At 51.7% G+C, this 16,874-nt stretch carries 14 protein-coding genes; 7 read left to right on the top strand and 7 right to left on the bottom strand.

Annotation, left to right across the window (positions count from 1 at the left end; all coding sequences use genetic code 11):
* Positions 1-374: 374 nt before the first annotated feature.
* The gene (yoaE, locus tag M975_RS09790; RefSeq protein WP_064559026.1) at positions 375-1,934 is read left to right on the top strand and encodes a CNNM family cation transport protein YoaE; all 1,560 of its coding nucleotides are present in this window, start codon (positions 375-377) and stop codon (positions 1,932-1,934) included.
* Position 1,935: 1 nt separating this feature from the next.
* Here the strand turns inward: yoaE and M975_RS09785 are convergent, their stop codons facing one another.
* The 3 genes from M975_RS09785 to M975_RS09775 all read right to left on the bottom strand — a co-directional run bounded on the left by M975_RS09785 (position 1,936) and on the right by M975_RS09775 (position 6,061).
* Positions 1,936-3,531, bottom strand: a complete 1,596-nt coding sequence (locus tag M975_RS09785; RefSeq protein WP_064559025.1) for an EAL domain-containing protein — start codon at positions 3,529-3,531, stop codon at positions 1,936-1,938.
* Positions 3,532-3,684: 153 nt separating this feature from the next.
* A complete protein-coding gene (locus M975_RS09780; RefSeq protein WP_064559024.1) occupies positions 3,685-4,860 on the bottom strand; it encodes an amidohydrolase in 1,176 nt (391 codons plus the stop codon).
* 10 nt (positions 4,861-4,870) lie between these two features.
* Positions 4,871-6,061, bottom strand: a complete 1,191-nt coding sequence (locus M975_RS09775; RefSeq protein WP_064559023.1) for an MFS transporter — start codon at positions 6,059-6,061, stop codon at positions 4,871-4,873.
* A gap of 159 nt (positions 6,062-6,220) precedes the next feature.
* On the opposite strand from M975_RS09775, the gene M975_RS09770 reads away from it, so the two are divergent.
* Complete coding sequence (locus M975_RS09770; RefSeq protein ID WP_064559022.1) at positions 6,221-7,129, top strand: LysR substrate-binding domain-containing protein; 909 nt, start codon at positions 6,221-6,223, stop codon at positions 7,127-7,129.
* 31 nt (positions 7,130-7,160) lie between these two features.
* Here M975_RS09770 and sdaA read toward each other — a convergent pair whose 3' ends face one another.
* The 3 genes from sdaA to pabB all read right to left on the bottom strand — a co-directional run bounded on the left by sdaA (position 7,161) and on the right by pabB (position 10,747).
* Positions 7,161-8,525 carry an L-serine ammonia-lyase gene (gene sdaA / locus M975_RS09765; protein ID WP_064559021.1) on the bottom strand — a complete coding sequence of 455 codons (1,365 nt, stop codon included), beginning with the start codon at positions 8,523-8,525 and terminating at the stop codon, positions 7,161-7,163.
* A 274-nt stretch (positions 8,526-8,799) separates the two neighbouring features.
* Positions 8,800-9,378 (bottom strand): CoA pyrophosphatase, encoded by a 579-nt coding sequence (locus M975_RS09760; protein WP_064559020.1) that lies wholly within the window; start codon positions 9,376-9,378, stop codon positions 8,800-8,802.
* A gap of 4 nt (positions 9,379-9,382) precedes the next feature.
* Positions 9,383-10,747: an aminodeoxychorismate synthase component 1 gene (gene pabB / locus M975_RS09755; protein ID WP_064559019.1), complete on the bottom strand. Its 1,365-nt coding sequence runs from the start codon at positions 10,745-10,747 to the stop codon at positions 9,383-9,385.
* A gap of 110 nt (positions 10,748-10,857) precedes the next feature.
* Here pabB and M975_RS09750 point away from each other — a divergent pair, with 110 nt between their 5' ends.
* On the top strand, positions 10,858-11,124 hold the full coding sequence (locus tag M975_RS09750; protein ID WP_064559018.1) for a YoaH family protein: 267 nt from the start codon (positions 10,858-10,860) through the stop codon (positions 11,122-11,124).
* Positions 11,125-11,147: 23 nt separating this feature from the next.
* Here M975_RS09750 and M975_RS09745 read toward each other — a convergent pair whose 3' ends face one another.
* Positions 11,148-11,492: a RidA family protein gene (locus M975_RS09745; RefSeq protein WP_064559017.1), complete on the bottom strand. Its 345-nt coding sequence runs from the start codon at positions 11,490-11,492 to the stop codon at positions 11,148-11,150.
* 127 nt (positions 11,493-11,619) lie between these two features.
* On the opposite strand from M975_RS09745, the gene yoaA reads away from it, so the two are divergent.
* From yoaA to fadD, 4 genes are all read left to right on the top strand, one after another.
* Positions 11,620-13,530 (top strand): DNA repair helicase YoaA, encoded by a 1,911-nt coding sequence (yoaA, locus tag M975_RS09740; protein WP_064559016.1) that lies wholly within the window; start codon positions 11,620-11,622, stop codon positions 13,528-13,530.
* A 69-nt stretch (positions 13,531-13,599) separates the two neighbouring features.
* A complete protein-coding gene (tsaB, locus tag M975_RS09735) occupies positions 13,600-14,295 on the top strand; it encodes a tRNA (adenosine(37)-N6)-threonylcarbamoyltransferase complex dimerization subunit type 1 TsaB (RefSeq protein WP_064559015.1) in 696 nt (231 codons plus the stop codon).
* Positions 14,296-14,344: 49 nt separating this feature from the next.
* A complete protein-coding gene (locus M975_RS09730; RefSeq protein WP_064559014.1) occupies positions 14,345-14,947 on the top strand; it encodes a Slp family lipoprotein in 603 nt (200 codons plus the stop codon).
* A gap of 203 nt (positions 14,948-15,150) precedes the next feature.
* A complete protein-coding gene (fadD, locus tag M975_RS09725; protein WP_157093360.1) occupies positions 15,151-16,836 on the top strand; it encodes a long-chain-fatty-acid--CoA ligase FadD in 1,686 nt (561 codons plus the stop codon).
* Positions 16,837-16,874 lie beyond the last annotated feature (38 nt).

Below are 16,874 nucleotides of genomic sequence, written 5' to 3'. Positions count from 1 at the left end.
GCAACTTGAGACGGATTTATTTTAGACAGTGAAAAAAATATTTTATGTGATGAAGATCCGTAATTTAGCTTTGCTACAAACATAAAGATTCGCAGAGCAAATTATGCCCCTGGTCAATGACAGTAAAATTGCAAAATCAGGTAAATCTTTGCAAAAGGGTATTTTGCTCTGATATTGTTTACATCTCGTTTAATTGCTAAGGAGTAAAGGGCAGTAGCCCACCGTATGGACCGTCACCGACGTCTTTTCAATTTCAGGTCTGAAAACTCAGTCCTTCATGTTGGCGTTTCACGCCCCGTTAATACCTCAATTTGCCTCTGGGCGTCCGCATTACGCGCGATGCCGATGAGTTATTCCCAAAGCAGGAGCTTGTCATGGAACTCTTAATGGATCCCCAGATATGGGTGGGTTTACTGACGCTGATTGTGCTGGAAATAGTGCTGGGTATTGATAACCTGGTCTTTATTGCCATCCTTGCTGACAAACTTCCGCCAAAACAACGTGATAAAGCCCGACTTATCGGTTTATCCCTTGCTTTGATCATGCGATTAGGTTTGTTGTCGTTAATTTCATGGATGGTGACGCTGACCAAACCGCTGTTCAGCGTTGGGGAAATGATGTTCTCCGGGCGTGATTTGATCATGCTATTCGGGGGCTTGTTCTTGTTGTTCAAAGCGACAACCGAGCTGCATGAACGGCTGGAAAACCGCCAGCATGATGATGGGCATGGCAAAGGTTACGCCAGTTTCTGGGTTGTGGTTTTACAGATTGTTGTGCTGGATGCGGTGTTTTCACTCGACGCGGTTATTACTGCGGTCGGGATGGTTAACCACCTGCCGGTGATGATGGCTGCGGTCGTCATTGCGATGGGTGTGATGCTAATGGCATCCAAACCGTTAACGAATTTTGTTAACCAACACCCGACGGTCGTGGTGCTGTGTCTGAGCTTCTTGTTGATGATTGGTCTGAGCCTTGTTGCAGAAGGCTTCGGTTTCCATATTCCAAAAGGTTACCTGTATGCCGCGATTGGTTTCTCGATAATCATCGAGTTTTTCAACCAGATTGCGCGCCGTAACTTTATCCGTCATCAGTCAAACGTGCCGTTACGTGCGCGTACCGCTGATGCAATCTTGCGTCTTATGAATGGCAAACGCCAGGCGCGTACGCAGAACGAAGACAACAAAACTATCACGCCAATTGAAGCGGAATCTTTTGCGGAAGAAGAGCGCTATATGATTAACGGTGTGTTGACCCTGGCTTCTCGTTCATTGCGCAGCATCATGACGCCGCGTGGTGAAATCTCCTGGGTTGATGCCGATAAATCGAAGGCTGAAATTCGCGAGCAATTGCTGGAGTCGCCGCACAGCCTGTTCCCGGTTTGCCGTGGCGAGCTGGATGAAATTATCGGTATCGTGCGCGCTAAAGAGTTGCTGGTGGCACTGGAAAATGGTGGGGATGTTGCGGCGATTGCGGCCCAATATCCGGCGATTGTGGTGCCGGAAACACTGGACCCAATCAACTTACTGGGCGTGTTGCGCCGTGCTCGCGGCAGCTTCGTTATCGTCAACAATGAGTTTGGTGTGGTGCAGGGGCTGGTTACGCCACTGGATGTGCTCGAAGCGATTGCCGGTGAATTCCCGGATGCTGACGAAACACCCGAAATCGTGCGTGATGGCGACGGTTGGTTAGTCAAAGGATCAACGGATCTGCATGCGATTCAGCAACACTTGGGCATCAACACGCTGGTTAACGACAGTGAAGATATTGCCTCCATTGCAGGGCTGGTCATTTCAGTGAATGGTCAGATCCCGAAAGTGGGCGACATGATTGAGTTAGCTCCGCTTCGCATCCAGATTATCGAAGCCAACGATTACCGCGTGGACTTGGTTCGTGTGGTAAAAGAACGCTCGGAACATGAAGACGAAGAAGAGTAATTTAGCGTAGCGGGATCACAGGAACCGGGTGGCGCTTACGGCGCGGGGGGCGCGTGCTTCCCCGCAGCCAGCGCGGAAATTCGCTCAGCGGCATTGGACGCGCAAATAAATAACCTTGCAGCACATTCACGCCGTGGCTACGCAAATACTCTGCCTGCTGCGGCGTTTCAACTCCCTCCGCGACCAGATCAATTCCCAGCCGTTGTGCCAGCGCAATAATAATGTCGGTTACCGTCGAGTTCACCGCATCTGTCCCAATCGCCGCAGTAAACGACTTATCAATTTTCAGCACGTTCGGATTCAGTGTTTCCAGATACGCCAGCGAACTTTGCCCGGTACCAAAATCATCAATTGCCAGATTTACGCCCATGCGATGCAAATCCCGCACCACGCGATGATCGACATCAGGCAAGGCGTCACGCTCTGTTAGCTCCAGCGTAAGCTTCTGCGGAGCCTGTGCCGGGAACCAGTAACGGCGCAAATCAGCAATAATCTCACCTTCATGGAAGTGGCTTGCTGCAACGTTTATCCCGATATGGAAATCACGCGATTTGGGGAAAATATCCAGATGGCGAACGGTTTCTTCGAGTACGTAACGGGTCAACGGGGCAATCAGATTTTGTTGTTCGGCCAGGGGAATAAACACATCGGGGGAAATCCACCCCTGGCGCGGATTGTTCCAACGCAAAAGCAGTTCGACGCCCACACATTGTAGATTGCGCGCGCTCACCAGCGGCTGGCAAAAAACCTCGAATTCATGTGAGGCCAGCCCGAGGTTAATTTCCCACGAAAAACTCATGCGGTTTGCCGTCGCAAGCCAGGCGATGTAACCAATCAGCATACTGAGAATCAGCGCCAGTGGGAGTTGTGTGGGTAAATTGGTTAAGGCCAGAGCCCCGGGCGATGGCCCAATAGTGGTGACGGAAAATGCGAATCTGTCGGACGCCATTTCATGCGTCACCTGGCCCTCATCAACGGTAATTCTCTGCAATAGCCCCTTGCCATATTCGAGATGCGAATCTGAGACATTCAGGACTGCACGCGAAACCCAGGGGCGTTCAGGTTCAAGAATTAACCCGGTCAGCAATTCAATATTAATGATTTGCATCACCCCATCATGGCTGCTGTTTTGGGAAGGGGTCCATGACAACAGAATAGGGGTGCCTTTTAGCAATGAATGGTCAATCGAAAGAAATAGCAGAGGAAGTGCGGAGGGAAGCCGTGGCTGAAGCAAGTTAACCGGCACTGAGCGGGCACCAAAGATACTGGAGCAATAAAGAATATCATCCTTAATGAGCCCGATAGATCGCACCGTTTGCAGGCGGGCTGCGTGCTCGCGCATTTTCAGTTGCGCCGCCTGGCAACTCATCCCGACCAGCGGAATCACTTCTTCATTCGCTTTCTCAAGAGGAATCAGAATACTTTCAAGCGTGGTGATAACACGCTGATTAAAACCCAGCGTGTGCTGTTCATTGACTTTACGCTCTGAAGCGTAGCGGGCGCTAAGGGTCAGGAGCAATGCAAGAACGGCTAAGCCAATGCAGACTATTAAACGTCTGCGGCGATAACCGCTTAAAATGCGTTGTGCCGTCTGCATCCGTGATCACCTTGTTTGGAACCGCGACCGAAATCGGCACGCAGAACATTCAAAGTGTAGTGGTGGAATAACAATGCGACGAAAAAATAAGCGTTCTTTTGCGTTTCGTGATCAAAGGCCGCGCCGTTTACCCGATGCGACCTGCTTTAATGGTTAAACAAACAGTTGGCTTATCAAGCTCAGGTGTGTTTTTACGCCGACTTTCAACGCATCTTCATCTAACAGGAAATGAGGATTGTGGACATTCCAGACCGCACCTTTATCGGGGTTTCTACAACCCACGAAAATAAAGCAGCCGGGAACATGTTGCTGATAAGAAGAGAAATCTTCGCTACCAAATAATGGCGTTGTCACCGCGTGAAGTGTGTGCGGCGGGAAATTGTCGTTGATAACTGTGCGTGCAATCTTGCAGGCTGAAGCATGGTTATTCCCGACGGCATAACCTGGCTGCCACTGAATCTCAAAACTTGCGCCATGAGCGGCCACAATTCCGGCGATCACCTGCTGCATTAAATGCGGCACTTGTTCACGAACCTGCTGGTTATGGGTACGCAGTGTCCCTGCCAGATGTGCGCTATTCGGGATGACATTGTAACTTTCGCCTGACTGGAAAGTGGCGATGGTTAATACCGGGGCATGTAGCGGGTCGAGCTTACGGGCCACAATTTGCTGCAACGCGCTGACAATTTCCGCACCAATCACAATCGGGTCAACACACAGATGAGGCATAGAACCGTGTCCGCCTTTACCGGTGATGGTAATGTCGAAGTTGTCACTCGATGCGCTGAACACACCTTCTTTCAGTGACAAAGTCTGGGTGGGTTTATCTGGCATAACATGCAGGCCGAAGATGTATTCAACATCTTGTAGAACGCCAAGATTGACCAACTCCTGAGCGCCACCCGGCGGTACTTCTTCTGCATGCTGGAAAATAAAACGTACCGAACCTTTGAGCTTCTCCTGAAAATGGCACAGCACTTTTGCGGCACCCATTAACATCGCGGCATGAGCATCATGCCCGCAGGCATGCATCACGCCGGGTTTGCATGAAGAGAAGGTTTCGCCGCTCTCTTCCTGAATCGGCAAGGCGTCAATATCCGCCCGCAATGCCCACACGGGGCCAGGATATTTCCCCTTCAACTCAGCCACAACGCTGTTCGGCGTTAAGCGGCGCAATTCGAGCGGCCCAAAACCGGCTAACTGTGCGGCGATATAATCAGCCGTGGCTTGCTCCTGAAAAGAGAGATCCGGATTGGCATGAATATGCTGGCGCCAGCGAGACACGTCGTGGGCAACTTCTTCGGTCAGAATATCAATATTGAAAGTCATAATGGCTCCGTTATTCGGTCACAGTGTTCAGGGCGGGTTTCTTTGCCATCAATGGCAAGACGGCCAGCGCTGCGCAGATCATCGACAAGGAAAGGAAGATAAACGTGGTGTAGTAGTCCTGGCTTGTGCCAATCAGATAGCCCATCACGATAGGGGAAACGAAACCGCCCAGCGTACCGCCGGTGTTAATCAGGCCAATCGCAGCCCCCATGGTTTCGACCGGCAGGCGTTTCATCGGCAAAGTGAAAACCGTAACAAAACTGCCCATCAAGAAAACCTGTCCGAGGAACAAGAACACGCTGGCGCTAACAGGTGAGGGCATGTGGTAAATGGTGAAAATGCACAGTGCACTGGCTAGTGAGCAGGCCACAATCACTAACGGCTCACGCCCCTGAAAATACTTACCGACCAGCCAGCCGGTTCCAAGCGATGAAATCCAGATACCCAGTCCACCTGCGGCAATCACCAGTCCTGAAGTTTCCAGCGGCATATGACGCTGCTGCACCAAAAATTTAGGTAGCCAGGCCATCAGCCCATAACTGGGGATATTGATGCAGAAAATTGAAACAAACAGCAGCAGAACGGTTGGGTTTTTCAGTAGAGATCGGTAATTGACCGCAGCACTGGTTTTGGAAACAGGCTGGGGTTTGCTCACCAGCATAAAAATAACCACGGCAACGGCGCACGCCATCAAACCAAGTCCGGCAAAGGAACCGCGCCAGCCGATGTTTGTTAATGCGCTGACGGCCACCATCGGGCCAATAGTCATGGCAAGACCGGCCGAGGAGAGCAGGATAGACTGGGCGAATGTCCGTTTTTCCACGCTAAAGTTACTGACCACCGCTTTGGCGCAGGAACATGGATACCCTGAGTGACCAATTCCTGACAGGAAGCGGAAGGCGATCAACATGCCAAAACTTAACCCCAGCAAACCGAAGCAGAGCGCGAACCCGCCGAGCAGGCACAGCGAGGCAACCAGCATGCTGCGAAAGCCAATGCGGTCATTTAGCCAGCCTGCGGGTATCTGAAACAGTGAATAGGAGAGGAAGAAAATGCCGGTGATGTACCCCAGCTGTTGGGTAGAGACACCAAACTCTTTTTCGATAGGCAATAATGCGAAGCCCATCACCGTTTTATCTATATAGACAATGACATAGCCCAGAAATAACAGGAAAATCATCAAGGAGTGATTTTTTTTCATCGTGCGGACCCTTATGCGGAATTCCGTTCCAGGGAGCGACTCGCTCCGCCGGATTTAGTGTTCTGACAGCGAACTTTGATAGATATATAAGCAGTGCGGGTAATCCGGCAGAAGATGCAATTTTGTTTGGGGTGATGCTTTTTATTGATAGGGGTGCACATGAAGTATTTACCGAAAATGCAGCAATTACATGTCTTCAGACAAGTGGTTCGTAGCCGCAGCATCCGTGGGGCTGCAAGGGTAATGGGGCAATCTCAACCGGCAGTGAGCAGGACGTTACGAGAGCTGGAGCAAACTTTATCAGCCCAACTTTTTTTGCGCGGTAATGAAGGCATCACCTTAACCGAGGCGGGGGAGGCATTTTCCCGGCGTGCGGAATGGATCCTCGAAGAGTTACAGCGGGCCGCCGAAGAAGTGGAGCAAATTAACCACTTCTCGCAGGGGAAGCTGAGTATTGGTTTTTCATCGTTGATTGCGCTGACCGTTTTCCCGTCCGTTGCTGATAGTTTTAAAACACGTTTGCCGCAGGCAAGTTTGCATATCAAAGAAGGGCAACTGGCAACACTTTTGCCACTGCTTCAACAAGGGGAGTTGGATCTGGCGATAGGGACTATCAACCCGGCAAAAGTCCCGGAAGATGTCATTGTCGAGCCGTTATTCAGCGCGCCATTTTGTGTGATTGCCAGGAGTGGTCATCCCCTTGCTCAAGCAACGTCGCTGACAGATTTGCGCCGGGCAAAATGGTTACTACCGGAAGCTAACGTCGGCTATTACCAGCAGTTGCAGGATGAGCTGAATGAGTTTTACGGGCAAATGCATGAGGAGCCTATTCGCACCGACTCGGTGATCTGCGGACTGAATATGGTATTGCACACGGATTATTTGACGATTGTCGCCAGAGCCATGAGCACGCCGCTATTTCTGCAAGACCGACTGACCGTGTTGCCAATCAATACACTTCCTTCGGCGCAATACTGCGTTATCTGGTCGCAAAAATCGGATCTGACCGCCACTGCACGGCAATTTTTGTTAGCGCTGCGACAGCAGTGCCAGAATTACCCGTGGTAAGTTGGCCCTCTAACAGAGGGCCAGAAGGGGATTAGTCGCACTGCACCTTGATAGCCAAGCCACCGCGTGAAGTTTCGCGGTATTTGGAGTTCATGTCTTTGCCTGTCTCGTACATGGTTTCAATAACCTTATCGAGAGATACGCGTGGTTCGCTGGTACGGCGCATCGCCATACGTGTGGCGTTAATAGCCTTCACGGAAGCGATGGCGTTACGTTCGATACACGGCACCTGAACCTGGCCGGCAACCGGGTCACAGGTTAAACCAAGGTTGTGTTCCATGCCGATTTCAGCAGCAACGCAAACTTGCTCCGGACTTGCACCTAAAATTTCAGCAAGGCCTGCGGCAGCCATCGAACAAGCCACACCGACTTCACCCTGGCAGCCGACTTCAGCACCCGAAATGGACGCATTCATTTTATACAACGCGCCGATGGCACCGGAAGCCAGGAAGTAGCGGATGTAAGTATCCGGGCTAACTGATTCGATAAAGTGGTCATAGTAAGCAAGCACCGCCGGAACGATACCGCAAGCACCGTTAGTTGGTGCTGTAACGACTCGGCCACCCGCCGCGTTTTCTTCGTTAACCGCCAGCGCAAACATATTCACCCAATCGACCACGATCATTGGGTCGTTTGACAGTTTATCGCTGGAAACCAGCATGCGGCGCAATGCCGATGCACGGCGCGGCACACGCAATGGGCCAGGCAGAACACCTTCGGTATTCACGCCACGATCAATACATGCACGCATGGTTTGCCACACGTTGGCAAAGTACTCTTCAATCTCTTTACGGCTATGCAAAGCCAGTTCGTTTTGCATGATCACGCCAGACAGCGACATGCCCGTTTCTTTGCAGTGCTTAAGCATCTCTTCGGCAGAGTTGAACGAGTAAGGCACGACGATTTCGTCGGTCGCTTCTTTGCCGAAATGCTCTTCATCAACGATAAAACCACCGCCGATGGAATAATAGGTTTTGGTGTAGATCTCTTGATCGCCGCTGAACGCATGAATGGTCATGCCGTTCTCATGTAGCGACAAATTATCATTACGGAAACACATGCCAGAGTCTTTCGGGAAATCGACTTCATGGCGACCCTGGGCCAGCCACAAGCGGCTGCGGGTTTCTACATCACGGATAAACGCCGGGATTGAATCAATATCAACGGTCGCGGGTTCGTTACCTGCAAGACCCATAATGATAGCGATGTCGGTATGGTGCCCTTTACCTGTCAGCGACAGGGAACCGTAAACATCGACAGCGATACGCGTCGTGGTTTCCAGTAATCCTTTTTCGACCAGATCATCGACAAACAACTTACCGGCCTTCATCGGACCGACGGTATGGGAACTGGATGGCCCAATGCCGACTTTGAACATGTCGAATATGCTAATCACACAAAACTCCTTCCAAGGCACCAGATAAATAAAATTTGCTGCTGCAAAATCGCAGTCAGCTAGTTTAAAAATTTATTGCTCACTGTAGTAAACTATTCACATGAATTAAACTAATGGTTAACTATAGCTTGACTAATCCGGCCTGCGAATGCGGTTGTCGGGGGATCAGTCCAGAGTCATTCACCATTTCTTTTACCCATGATGCAAATAAGGGAATAAAACCTCAGCGAGACACTCTGCTAAATATAGTTGTTTTTGCAGGATTAAAGAGTGATCAGGGTTCCACACTTATCTGTAAAGCTAATTCACGGATAATTCCGGCTGTCATTCCCCAGACAAAGTAGTGCTGATACCAGGAAAGCCAGACCCGATGGGCGTTACCGCGGCGGTGAATATCCAGAGGGTGGTAGCGACCCAGCGTAAGCGCTTCCATCAGCGGCATTTCAAAGACCGCGGCGACTTCATCTTCGCAGGCGTGATACGGCAAGTCTGGCGGAATGATGCCGACGACGGGCGTGACCTGAAAGCCTGTCACGCTATCAACCGGCGGCAACGTGCCAATCACGTTGACGCTGTCAGGGGGAATCGCCACTTCTTCCCAGGCTTCGCGTAGGGCTGCGGCAATTAAAGACTCATCGCTGTCATCAACGGCGCCGCCAGGAAAGGCAACTTGCCCGGCATGTTTACGGAGCATGGCTGAACGCTGGGTGAGCAGTAACCCTGGTTGAGGGCGGCGCACGATGGGGATCAGCACCGCGGCCTGGCGTTTATTGCCACTGATGCGGGTTGCAGAAGGTTGTAACAGCTGAAAACGCGACAAAAAATCATTCATGGCCAGGGTCGTACCAGACATCACATCAGTTCTCTAATTGCGGCAGAATACGGTTAACTTTATCAAAAGTTTCCTGATATTCCGCAGATTCAACACTGTCGGCCACAATACCGCCGCCTGCTGAGCAGTATAGTTTGCCGCCTTCGGCCGTGAGTGTCCTGATCGTTATGCTGGTGTCCATATTGCCGCAGAAACTCAGGTAGCCAATGCTCCCACACCAGGCATTGCGTCGCTGTGGTTCGAGTTCTTCAATCACTTCCATCGCCCGGACTTTCGGCGCGCCGGTAATCGACCCGCCAGGGAAGCAGGCACGCAGTAAATCGGTCGCTTCAAGGTGTGGCGGAAGTTGCGCGGTAATGGTGCTCACCAGGTGATGAACGGCCGGGAATGGCTCGACCACAAATAGCTCGGGTACTTTGACGCTTCCCGGTACGGCGACCCTGCCAATGTCATTACGCAGCAAATCAACAATCATCAGGTTTTCGGCGCGGTCTTTTGGCGAGTTGGCGAGCTTTTTGGCTTGCAGCGCATCAGCAATCGGGTCTTCGAGGCGCGGTAATGTGCCTTTGATCGGGCGCGTCTGAATATTTTTGCCTTCCAGCAAAACGAAGCGTTCAGGAGACAGACTTAAAATTACGCTTTCAGGTAAACGAATAAACGCACTAAACGGTGCGCGATTAGCAGCATTCAAACGCTCGAAGGCTTGCCACTCGTCGCCTTCGTAACGGGCGTTAAAGCGCTGCGCGAGGTTCACCTGGTAGCAATCGCCACTTTTAAGATATTCCTGTACCTGACGGAATTTAAGTCCATACTGCTCGCGGGTCATATTTGACTGCCACGCGCTTGTCAGGCGGAATGGTGCACGCGGTCTATCCGCTGCCAGTATTTCGAGATAACGCTGGCGGGCGTCGATATCCCCCCAACTGAGTAATGTCAGTTGCTGGCGTTGGTGGTCGGCAATCAAAGCCCAGTCATAAATGCCAATTGCCATGTCCGGTGTCTTGAGGTCGGCTTGCGCTTTTTCTGGCAACTTTTCGAAATGGCGACCAAGGTCATAACCAAACAAACCCAACGCGCCACCTAAGAACGGTAACTCAGGGTGTGTGGCGGGCTGGTGGCCAAAACTGTCCAGTGTTTGCTGCAACAGTTGCAGAGGGTCGCTGTGATGAGTCGAACTGACTCCCTCGACACAGATTGCCGTTTCAGTGCCACGGGTGACAAGCGTGGCGCACGGTTCTGCTACCAGAATATCAAAGCGATTATGTGGGTGTTCAGCAAAGCCGGAATGCAGGAGCATTGCCCATGGTTGCTCGGCAAGCGCTTTGAAAGTCTGTTGGACGGCATCCGGGAGCCACGGCAAAGTTCGAAAAGTGAGAGTTTGCAACGTCATAAACCACAACTAAAAAAGAGACAGATCATCCTGCTTATCGCAAAGGCCCCTCTGGAAACCCTGCCAGCAGCGTGAAATAATTAACCCAGGCAATGTAACAGGAGTCGAAAATGATTTCAGGATTACCCTCATTATCCCACGAGCAACAGCAAAAAGCAGTTGAGCGTATTCAGGAACTGATGTCAAAAGGCATGAGCAGTGGTGAAGCTATTACTTTAGTGGCCGCCGAGATTCGTGCCAACCATACGGGTGAAATGGTCGCCATTCGATTTGAAGACGACGATGTCGGCAACGCAGAAAGCGAAGACGAAAACGCTAATGATGACGAAGAAGAACACTACGTCGATCATTACGAAGAAAACGACGACGATAAGTAACGCGGGCCATCGCCCGCGTAGTTTCACACTGCCGCGATAATCTTAATTTCTACTTTGTAGCGCGGGTTCATTAATTTTGCCTGCACGGTGCAACGCACCGGCGCATGACCCGCGACTACCCACTCATCCCATGCTTTATTCATCGCTGCAAAATCGGCGCTCTCTGGCAGGAAAATAGTAGCATCAAGGATCTTACTCTTATCGCTGCCTTGCTCGAGAAGCACTGTGTCGATTTGCGTAAGGGTATTCGCGGTTTGCTCGTAGGCATCCGCATCTAGGTTTTCTGGCACGCCGGTGTAATACAAGGTGTTGTTATGGATAACTGCATCAGACCAACGTGCTTCCGGTTTTATACGCACAATACTCATCAGTGTTTCCTTTTCAGCTCACATATATCGTGGCACAGACTGCCACAATCCGCAGTTAGCTTCCACAGGCTTGCTGGATTAACACCGCTCAGGCTGACATAATCGCGGCCATACACCAGGGGGTATTGTGACAGACGATTTTGCAGCAGACGGTCAACTCGCCACGGCGATAAAAGGTTTTAAACCGCGTGAACCGCAACGCCAGATGGCTGAAGCCGTCACCAAAGCTATCGACTCCGGTCGTGAGTTGGTGGTGGAAGCGGGGACAGGTACCGGTAAAACCTACGCATATCTGGCTCCGGCTCTGCGTTCAGGCAAAAAAGTCATCATCTCAACCGGCTCAAAGGCGTTGCAGGATCAGCTGTTTTCCCGCGACTTGCCAACGGTTGCCAGGGCGCTTGATTTCAAAGGGCGACTGGCACTCCTGAAAGGGCGCTCCAACTATTTGTGCCTTGAGCGCTTAGAACAACAGTCACTTGCGGGCGGTGATCTGCAAGTTCAAACCTTAAGCGAGATTGTCAAACTGCGCGGCTGGGCGATTGAAACCGTTGATGGTGATATCAGCACCTGCACCAGCATTGCGGAAGACTCAACCGTCTGGCCGATGGTTACCAGCACTAACGATAACTGTCTCGGCCAGGACTGCCCGCTCTACAAAGACTGTTTTGTCGTCAAAGCGCGTAAAAAAGCCATGGACTCCGATGTGGTGGTGGTGAACCATCATCTCTTTTTGGCCGATATGGTGGTGAAAGAGGGCGGTTTCGGCGAGTTGATTCCCGAGGCTGAGGTGATGATTTTCGATGAAGCACACCAAATCCCGGATATCGCCAGCCAGTATTTCGGCCAGTCAGTTTCCAGCCGCCAGCTGCTTGATATCGCGAAAGATATCTCCATCGCCTATCGCACCGAAGTGCGCGATTCTCAGCAATTACAAAAAAGCGCTGACCGACTTGCGCAAAGCACCCAGGATTTCCGCCTGCAAATGGGTGATCCCGGCTATCGCGGTAACTTGCGTGAATTGCTGGCGGAACCGTCGATACAACGTGCGCTGTTGCTGCTCGATGACGCGCTCGAACTTTGCTACGACGTGGCAAAACTCTCTCTTGGCCGCTCTGCATTACTGGACGCCGCCTTTGAACGCACCGTGATTTTGCGCGGGCGTATCAAACGCCTGAAAGATGTCGACACGCCAGGTTACAGCTACTGGTATGAGTGCAATTCGCGCAACTTTACGCTGGCGCTCACACCGCTGTCGGTTGCCGATAAATTCCAGGAAGTGATCAACCAAAAAGCCGGCACCTGGATCTTCACGTCAGCAACCCTTTCGGTAAACGACAACCTCAGCCACTTTACCGAGCGTCTGGGCATTGCCAATGCGCAAACGTTGCTGCTGGCAAGCCCATTTGATTATGCCAGCCAGGCGTTACTGTGTGTGCCACGCGGCTTGCCAACGCCGGGCCAGCCTTCTGCGGGCAAGCATCTGGCAAAAATGCTCAAGCCGTTAATTGAAGCCAACAATGGTCGTTGCTTCATGTTGTGTACTTCACACTCCATGATGCGAGATCTGGCGGAGCAGTTCCGAGCCACCATGACATTGCCCGTATTGCTGCAAGGTGAAACCAGCAAAGGGCAGTTGTTGCAGCAGTTTGTTGATGCGGGTAATGCCTTGCTGGTGGCAACCAGCAGTTTCTGGGAAGGTGTCGACGTGCGTGGTGATGCGCTCTCCCTGGTGATCATCGACAAACTGCCGTTTACCTCGCCAGACGATCCTTTATTAAAAGCACGTATGGAAGATTGCCGCCTGCGTGGCGGTGACCCGTTCGAAGACGTCCAGCTCCCTGACGCCGTAATCACCTTAAAACAAGGTGTTGGCCGTCTCATTCGTGATGTTGACGACCGTGGCGTGTTGGTTATTTGCGATAACCGCCTTGTGATGCGTCCATATGGTGCCGTGTTCCTCAATAGCCTGCCGCCGACACCGCGCACGCGGGATATAAATCGGGCAGTCGAGTTCCTTAACTTCCGTCCGGCGCAGTAATTTGTGCCAGGCTATGGTATGATGCGCGCCGATTTTTGACCCTAATTTCCCGCCAGAGGTTGGCAAATCATGCGAATTTTAGCCATCGACACCGCGACAGAAGCTTGTTCGGTTGCCCTGTATAACGAGGGGACTTCCTGTGCCCGTTTCGAACTCTGCCCACGTGAACATACTCAACGCATATTGCCGCTTGTCCGCGATATCCTCAATGAGGGAGGCGTTGGTCTGACCGCATTGAACGCCCTTGCTTATGGCCGTGGTCCTGGTAGTTTTACCGGCGTGCGCATAGGCATTGGTATTGCGCAAGGACTGGCACTGGGTGCTGAATTGCCGATGATTGGCGTATCTACACTGGCCACTATGGCGCAAGGCGCATGGCGCATGACGGGCGCAACGCGTGTTCTGGCTGCGATTGACGCGCGCATGGGCGAAGTTTATTGGGCTGAATATCAGCGTGATGAACACGGTGTCTGGCACGGCGAAGAAACTGAAGCAGTGTTAAAACCTGAAGCGGTTGCTGAGCGGTTGAAACATCTTCAGGGTGAGTGGTTTACAGTCGGCACTGGCTGGCAGGCCTGGCCGGACATGGCACAGGGTAGCGAGCTGGTCATTCGAGATGGTGAAGTCACCTTGCCTGCGGCTGAAGATATGTTGCCATTGGCCATTCAGGCACTGAATGCCGGGCGTACGGTGGCGGTAGAAAATGCCGAGCCGGTTTATCTGCGTAATGAAGTGACATGGAAGAAGCTTCCTGGCAGAGAGTAGTGCTATACCCCACTAATATTTGCAGTGAAACAGCGTTAAGGAGATAGGTATGGTTGCTTTAAATGTCAGGATTGTTACGCGATTATTGGCAACCGCTGCGGTGCTCTTGCTCAGTGGCTGCGTTACCATACCTGATGCCATTAAAGGCACCAGCGCCATGCCTCAACAAGATTTAGCGCGAGTGATGAATGCGCCGCAGCTTTACGTCGGCCAGGAAGCGCGCTTTGGCGGCCGAGTGGTGAATATTGATAACCGACAAGGTAAAACTCGTTTGGAAATCGCCACGGTAAGTCTCGATGACGGTGCGCGTCCGCAATTGGGTGAGCCTTCAAGAGGGCGTATTTACGCCGATGTGAATGGTTTCCTTGATCCGGTCGATTTCCGTGGCCAATTGGTCACTGTCGTTGGCCCAATCACCGGTGTAGTGGATGGCAAAGTCGGTGAGACGGCGTACAAGTTTATGGTCATGCAGGTGAATGGCTATAAACGCTGGCGCGTCACGCAACAAGTGGTGATGCCACCACAACCTATCGACCCGTGGTTCTGGGGCGGGCCGTATCCTTATCGTGGCCGTTACGGTTATGGCGGCATGTGGGGTGGTGGATGGTATAATCCAGGCCCTGCACAGGTGCAGACTATCGTCACTGAGTAACAATTTGCTTTACCGAAACGAAGAGGCAGCGGCTGGTCCGCTGTCTCTTCGTTTTATCACGGAATAAAAATAATTAGTGATGCGCTTCGCAACCTTAAATCAGTCTAATTAATAAACTGGTACGCTGAGTTAATATTATGTTAACGGCATGTTTATTTATTGGGGTTGTGATGACGACGAATATTAAATTCAGAGGTGGATCCTTGAAGAAGGTTTGGCTTAACCGCTACCCAGCCGATGTTTCGGCTGAGATAAATCCTGACCGTTATCAGTCCCTGGTTGATATGTTTGAGCAAGCGACGGCACGTTATGCCGATCAGCCTGCGTTTATGAACATGGGCGAAGTGATGACGTTCCGTAAACTGGAAGAGCGGAGCCGTGCGTTTGCTGCTTATTTACAACAAGGTCTGGGCCTGCAAAAGGGCGACCGTGTTGCGTTGATGATGCCGAACCTGTTGCAGTACCCGGTCGCGCTGTTTGGTATACTGCGTGCGGGCATGGTGGTGGTGAACGTTAACCCACTGTACACACCGCGTGAGCTTGAACATCAGCTCAATGATAGCGGCGCCAGCGCGATTGTGATTGTTTCAAACTTTGCTCATACCCTCGAAAAAGTGGTCGAAAAGACCCAGGTTAAGCACGTTATCCTGACCCGTATGGGCGACCAGCTTTCTGCGGCAAAAGGGACTCTGGTTAACTTCGTTGTGAAGTACATCAAGCGTCTGGTGCCGAAATATCACCTGCCAGATGCCATCTCGTTCCGTAGCGCCCTGCAACACGGGTATCGCCTTCAGTATATCAAGCCTGAAATCCTCAATGCCGATCTGGCATTTTTACAATATACCGGCGGTACAACGGGTGTGGCGAAAGGGGCGATGCTGACGCACCGCAACATGCTGGCGAACCTTGAACAAGTCAGGGCCGCATATAGCCCGCTGTTGTACGAACGCAAAGAGCTGGTGGTGACGGCGTTGCCGCTCTATCACATCTTTGCGTTAACCATGAACTGCCTGTTATTTATTGAGCTTGGTGGCCAGAACCTGCTGATCACTAACCCGCGTGATATTCCGGGACTGGTGAAGGAACTTGCAAAATATCCGTTTACCGCCATGACCGGTGTAAACACACTGTTCAATGCGTTGTTAAACAACAAAGAATTCCAGCAGCTCGACTTCTCGAGCCTGCATCTTTCCGCGGGTGGTGGGATGCCAGTGCAACACGCTGTTGCTGAACGTTGGGAAAAGTTGACCGGCCGCTTCTTGCTCGAAGGCTACGGTCTGACCGAGTGTGCGCCATTAGTCAGCGCAAACCCGCATGACATGGATTACCACAGCGGTAGTATCGGCTTGCCGGTGCCTTCCACAGAAGTGAAACTCATTGATGATGAAGGTGAGGAAGTCCCTGCTGGCGAACCGGGTGAACTGTGCGTGAAAGGCCCGCAGGTGATGCTGGGTTACTGGCAGCGCCCGGATGCAACCGATGAAATTATGCAAGACGGCTGGCTGCGTACCGGTGATATCGCTGTTATGGACGATGAAGGCTTTATGCGCATCGTCGATCGCAAGAAAGATATGATCCTGGTGTCTGGCTTTAACGTCTATCCGAACGAAATTGAAGACGTGGTCATGCAGCATGCTGGCGTACTTGAAGTCGCGGCGGTGGGCGTTCCGAACGGGGCATCCGGTGAAGCGGTGAAAATCTTCGTCGTGAAAAAGGATGCCACACTCAGCGAAGAAGCGCTGATTGTTTTCTGTCGCCGCCATCTTACGGGTTACAAAGTGCCTAAACTCGTTGAGTTTCGCGATGAACTGCCGAAATCGAACGTTGGCAAAATATTACGACGAGAACTACGTGACGAATCGGTCAGTAAAGGCAACAATAACGCCTGAGCTCCGAGTCAGTCGCCTTAACGCCGGTTCGCCGGCGT

Source organism: Buttiauxella brennerae ATCC 51605, from assembly GCF_001654925.1.
GTDB classification, from domain to species: domain Bacteria; phylum Pseudomonadota; class Gammaproteobacteria; order Enterobacterales; family Enterobacteriaceae; genus Buttiauxella; species Buttiauxella brennerae.
The sequence above is the reverse complement of the archived record's forward strand: the minus strand, read 5'-3'. Positions and strand labels throughout refer to the sequence as shown.

What these genes read in the sequence shown, in the direction of transcription:
- yoaE (WP_064559026.1), top strand. Translation starts at nt 375, where the DNA reads ATGGAACTCTTAATGGATCCCCAGATATGGGTGGGTTTACTGACGCTG.
- M975_RS09785 (WP_064559025.1), bottom strand. Translation starts at nt 3,531, where the DNA reads ATGCAGACGGCACAACGCATTTTAAGCGGTTATCGCCGCAGACGTTTA.
- M975_RS09780 (WP_064559024.1), bottom strand. Translation starts at nt 4,860, where the DNA reads ATGACTTTCAATATTGATATTCTGACCGAAGAAGTTGCCCACGACGTG.
- M975_RS09775 (WP_064559023.1), bottom strand. Translation starts at nt 6,061, where the DNA reads ATGAAAAAAAATCACTCCTTGATGATTTTCCTGTTATTTCTGGGCTAT.
- M975_RS09770 (WP_064559022.1), top strand. Translation starts at nt 6,221, where the DNA reads ATGAAGTATTTACCGAAAATGCAGCAATTACATGTCTTCAGACAAGTG.
- M975_RS09760 (WP_064559020.1), bottom strand. Translation starts at nt 9,378, where the DNA reads ATGTCTGGTACGACCCTGGCCATGAATGATTTTTTGTCGCGTTTTCAG.
- pabB (WP_064559019.1), bottom strand. Translation starts at nt 10,747, where the DNA reads ATGACGTTGCAAACTCTCACTTTTCGAACTTTGCCGTGGCTCCCGGAT.
- M975_RS09750 (WP_064559018.1), top strand. Translation starts at nt 10,858, where the DNA reads ATGATTTCAGGATTACCCTCATTATCCCACGAGCAACAGCAAAAAGCA.
- M975_RS09745 (WP_064559017.1), bottom strand. Translation starts at nt 11,492, where the DNA reads ATGAGTATTGTGCGTATAAAACCGGAAGCACGTTGGTCTGATGCAGTT.
- tsaB (WP_064559015.1), top strand. Translation starts at nt 13,600, where the DNA reads ATGCGAATTTTAGCCATCGACACCGCGACAGAAGCTTGTTCGGTTGCC.
- M975_RS09730 (WP_064559014.1), top strand. Translation starts at nt 14,345, where the DNA reads ATGGTTGCTTTAAATGTCAGGATTGTTACGCGATTATTGGCAACCGCT.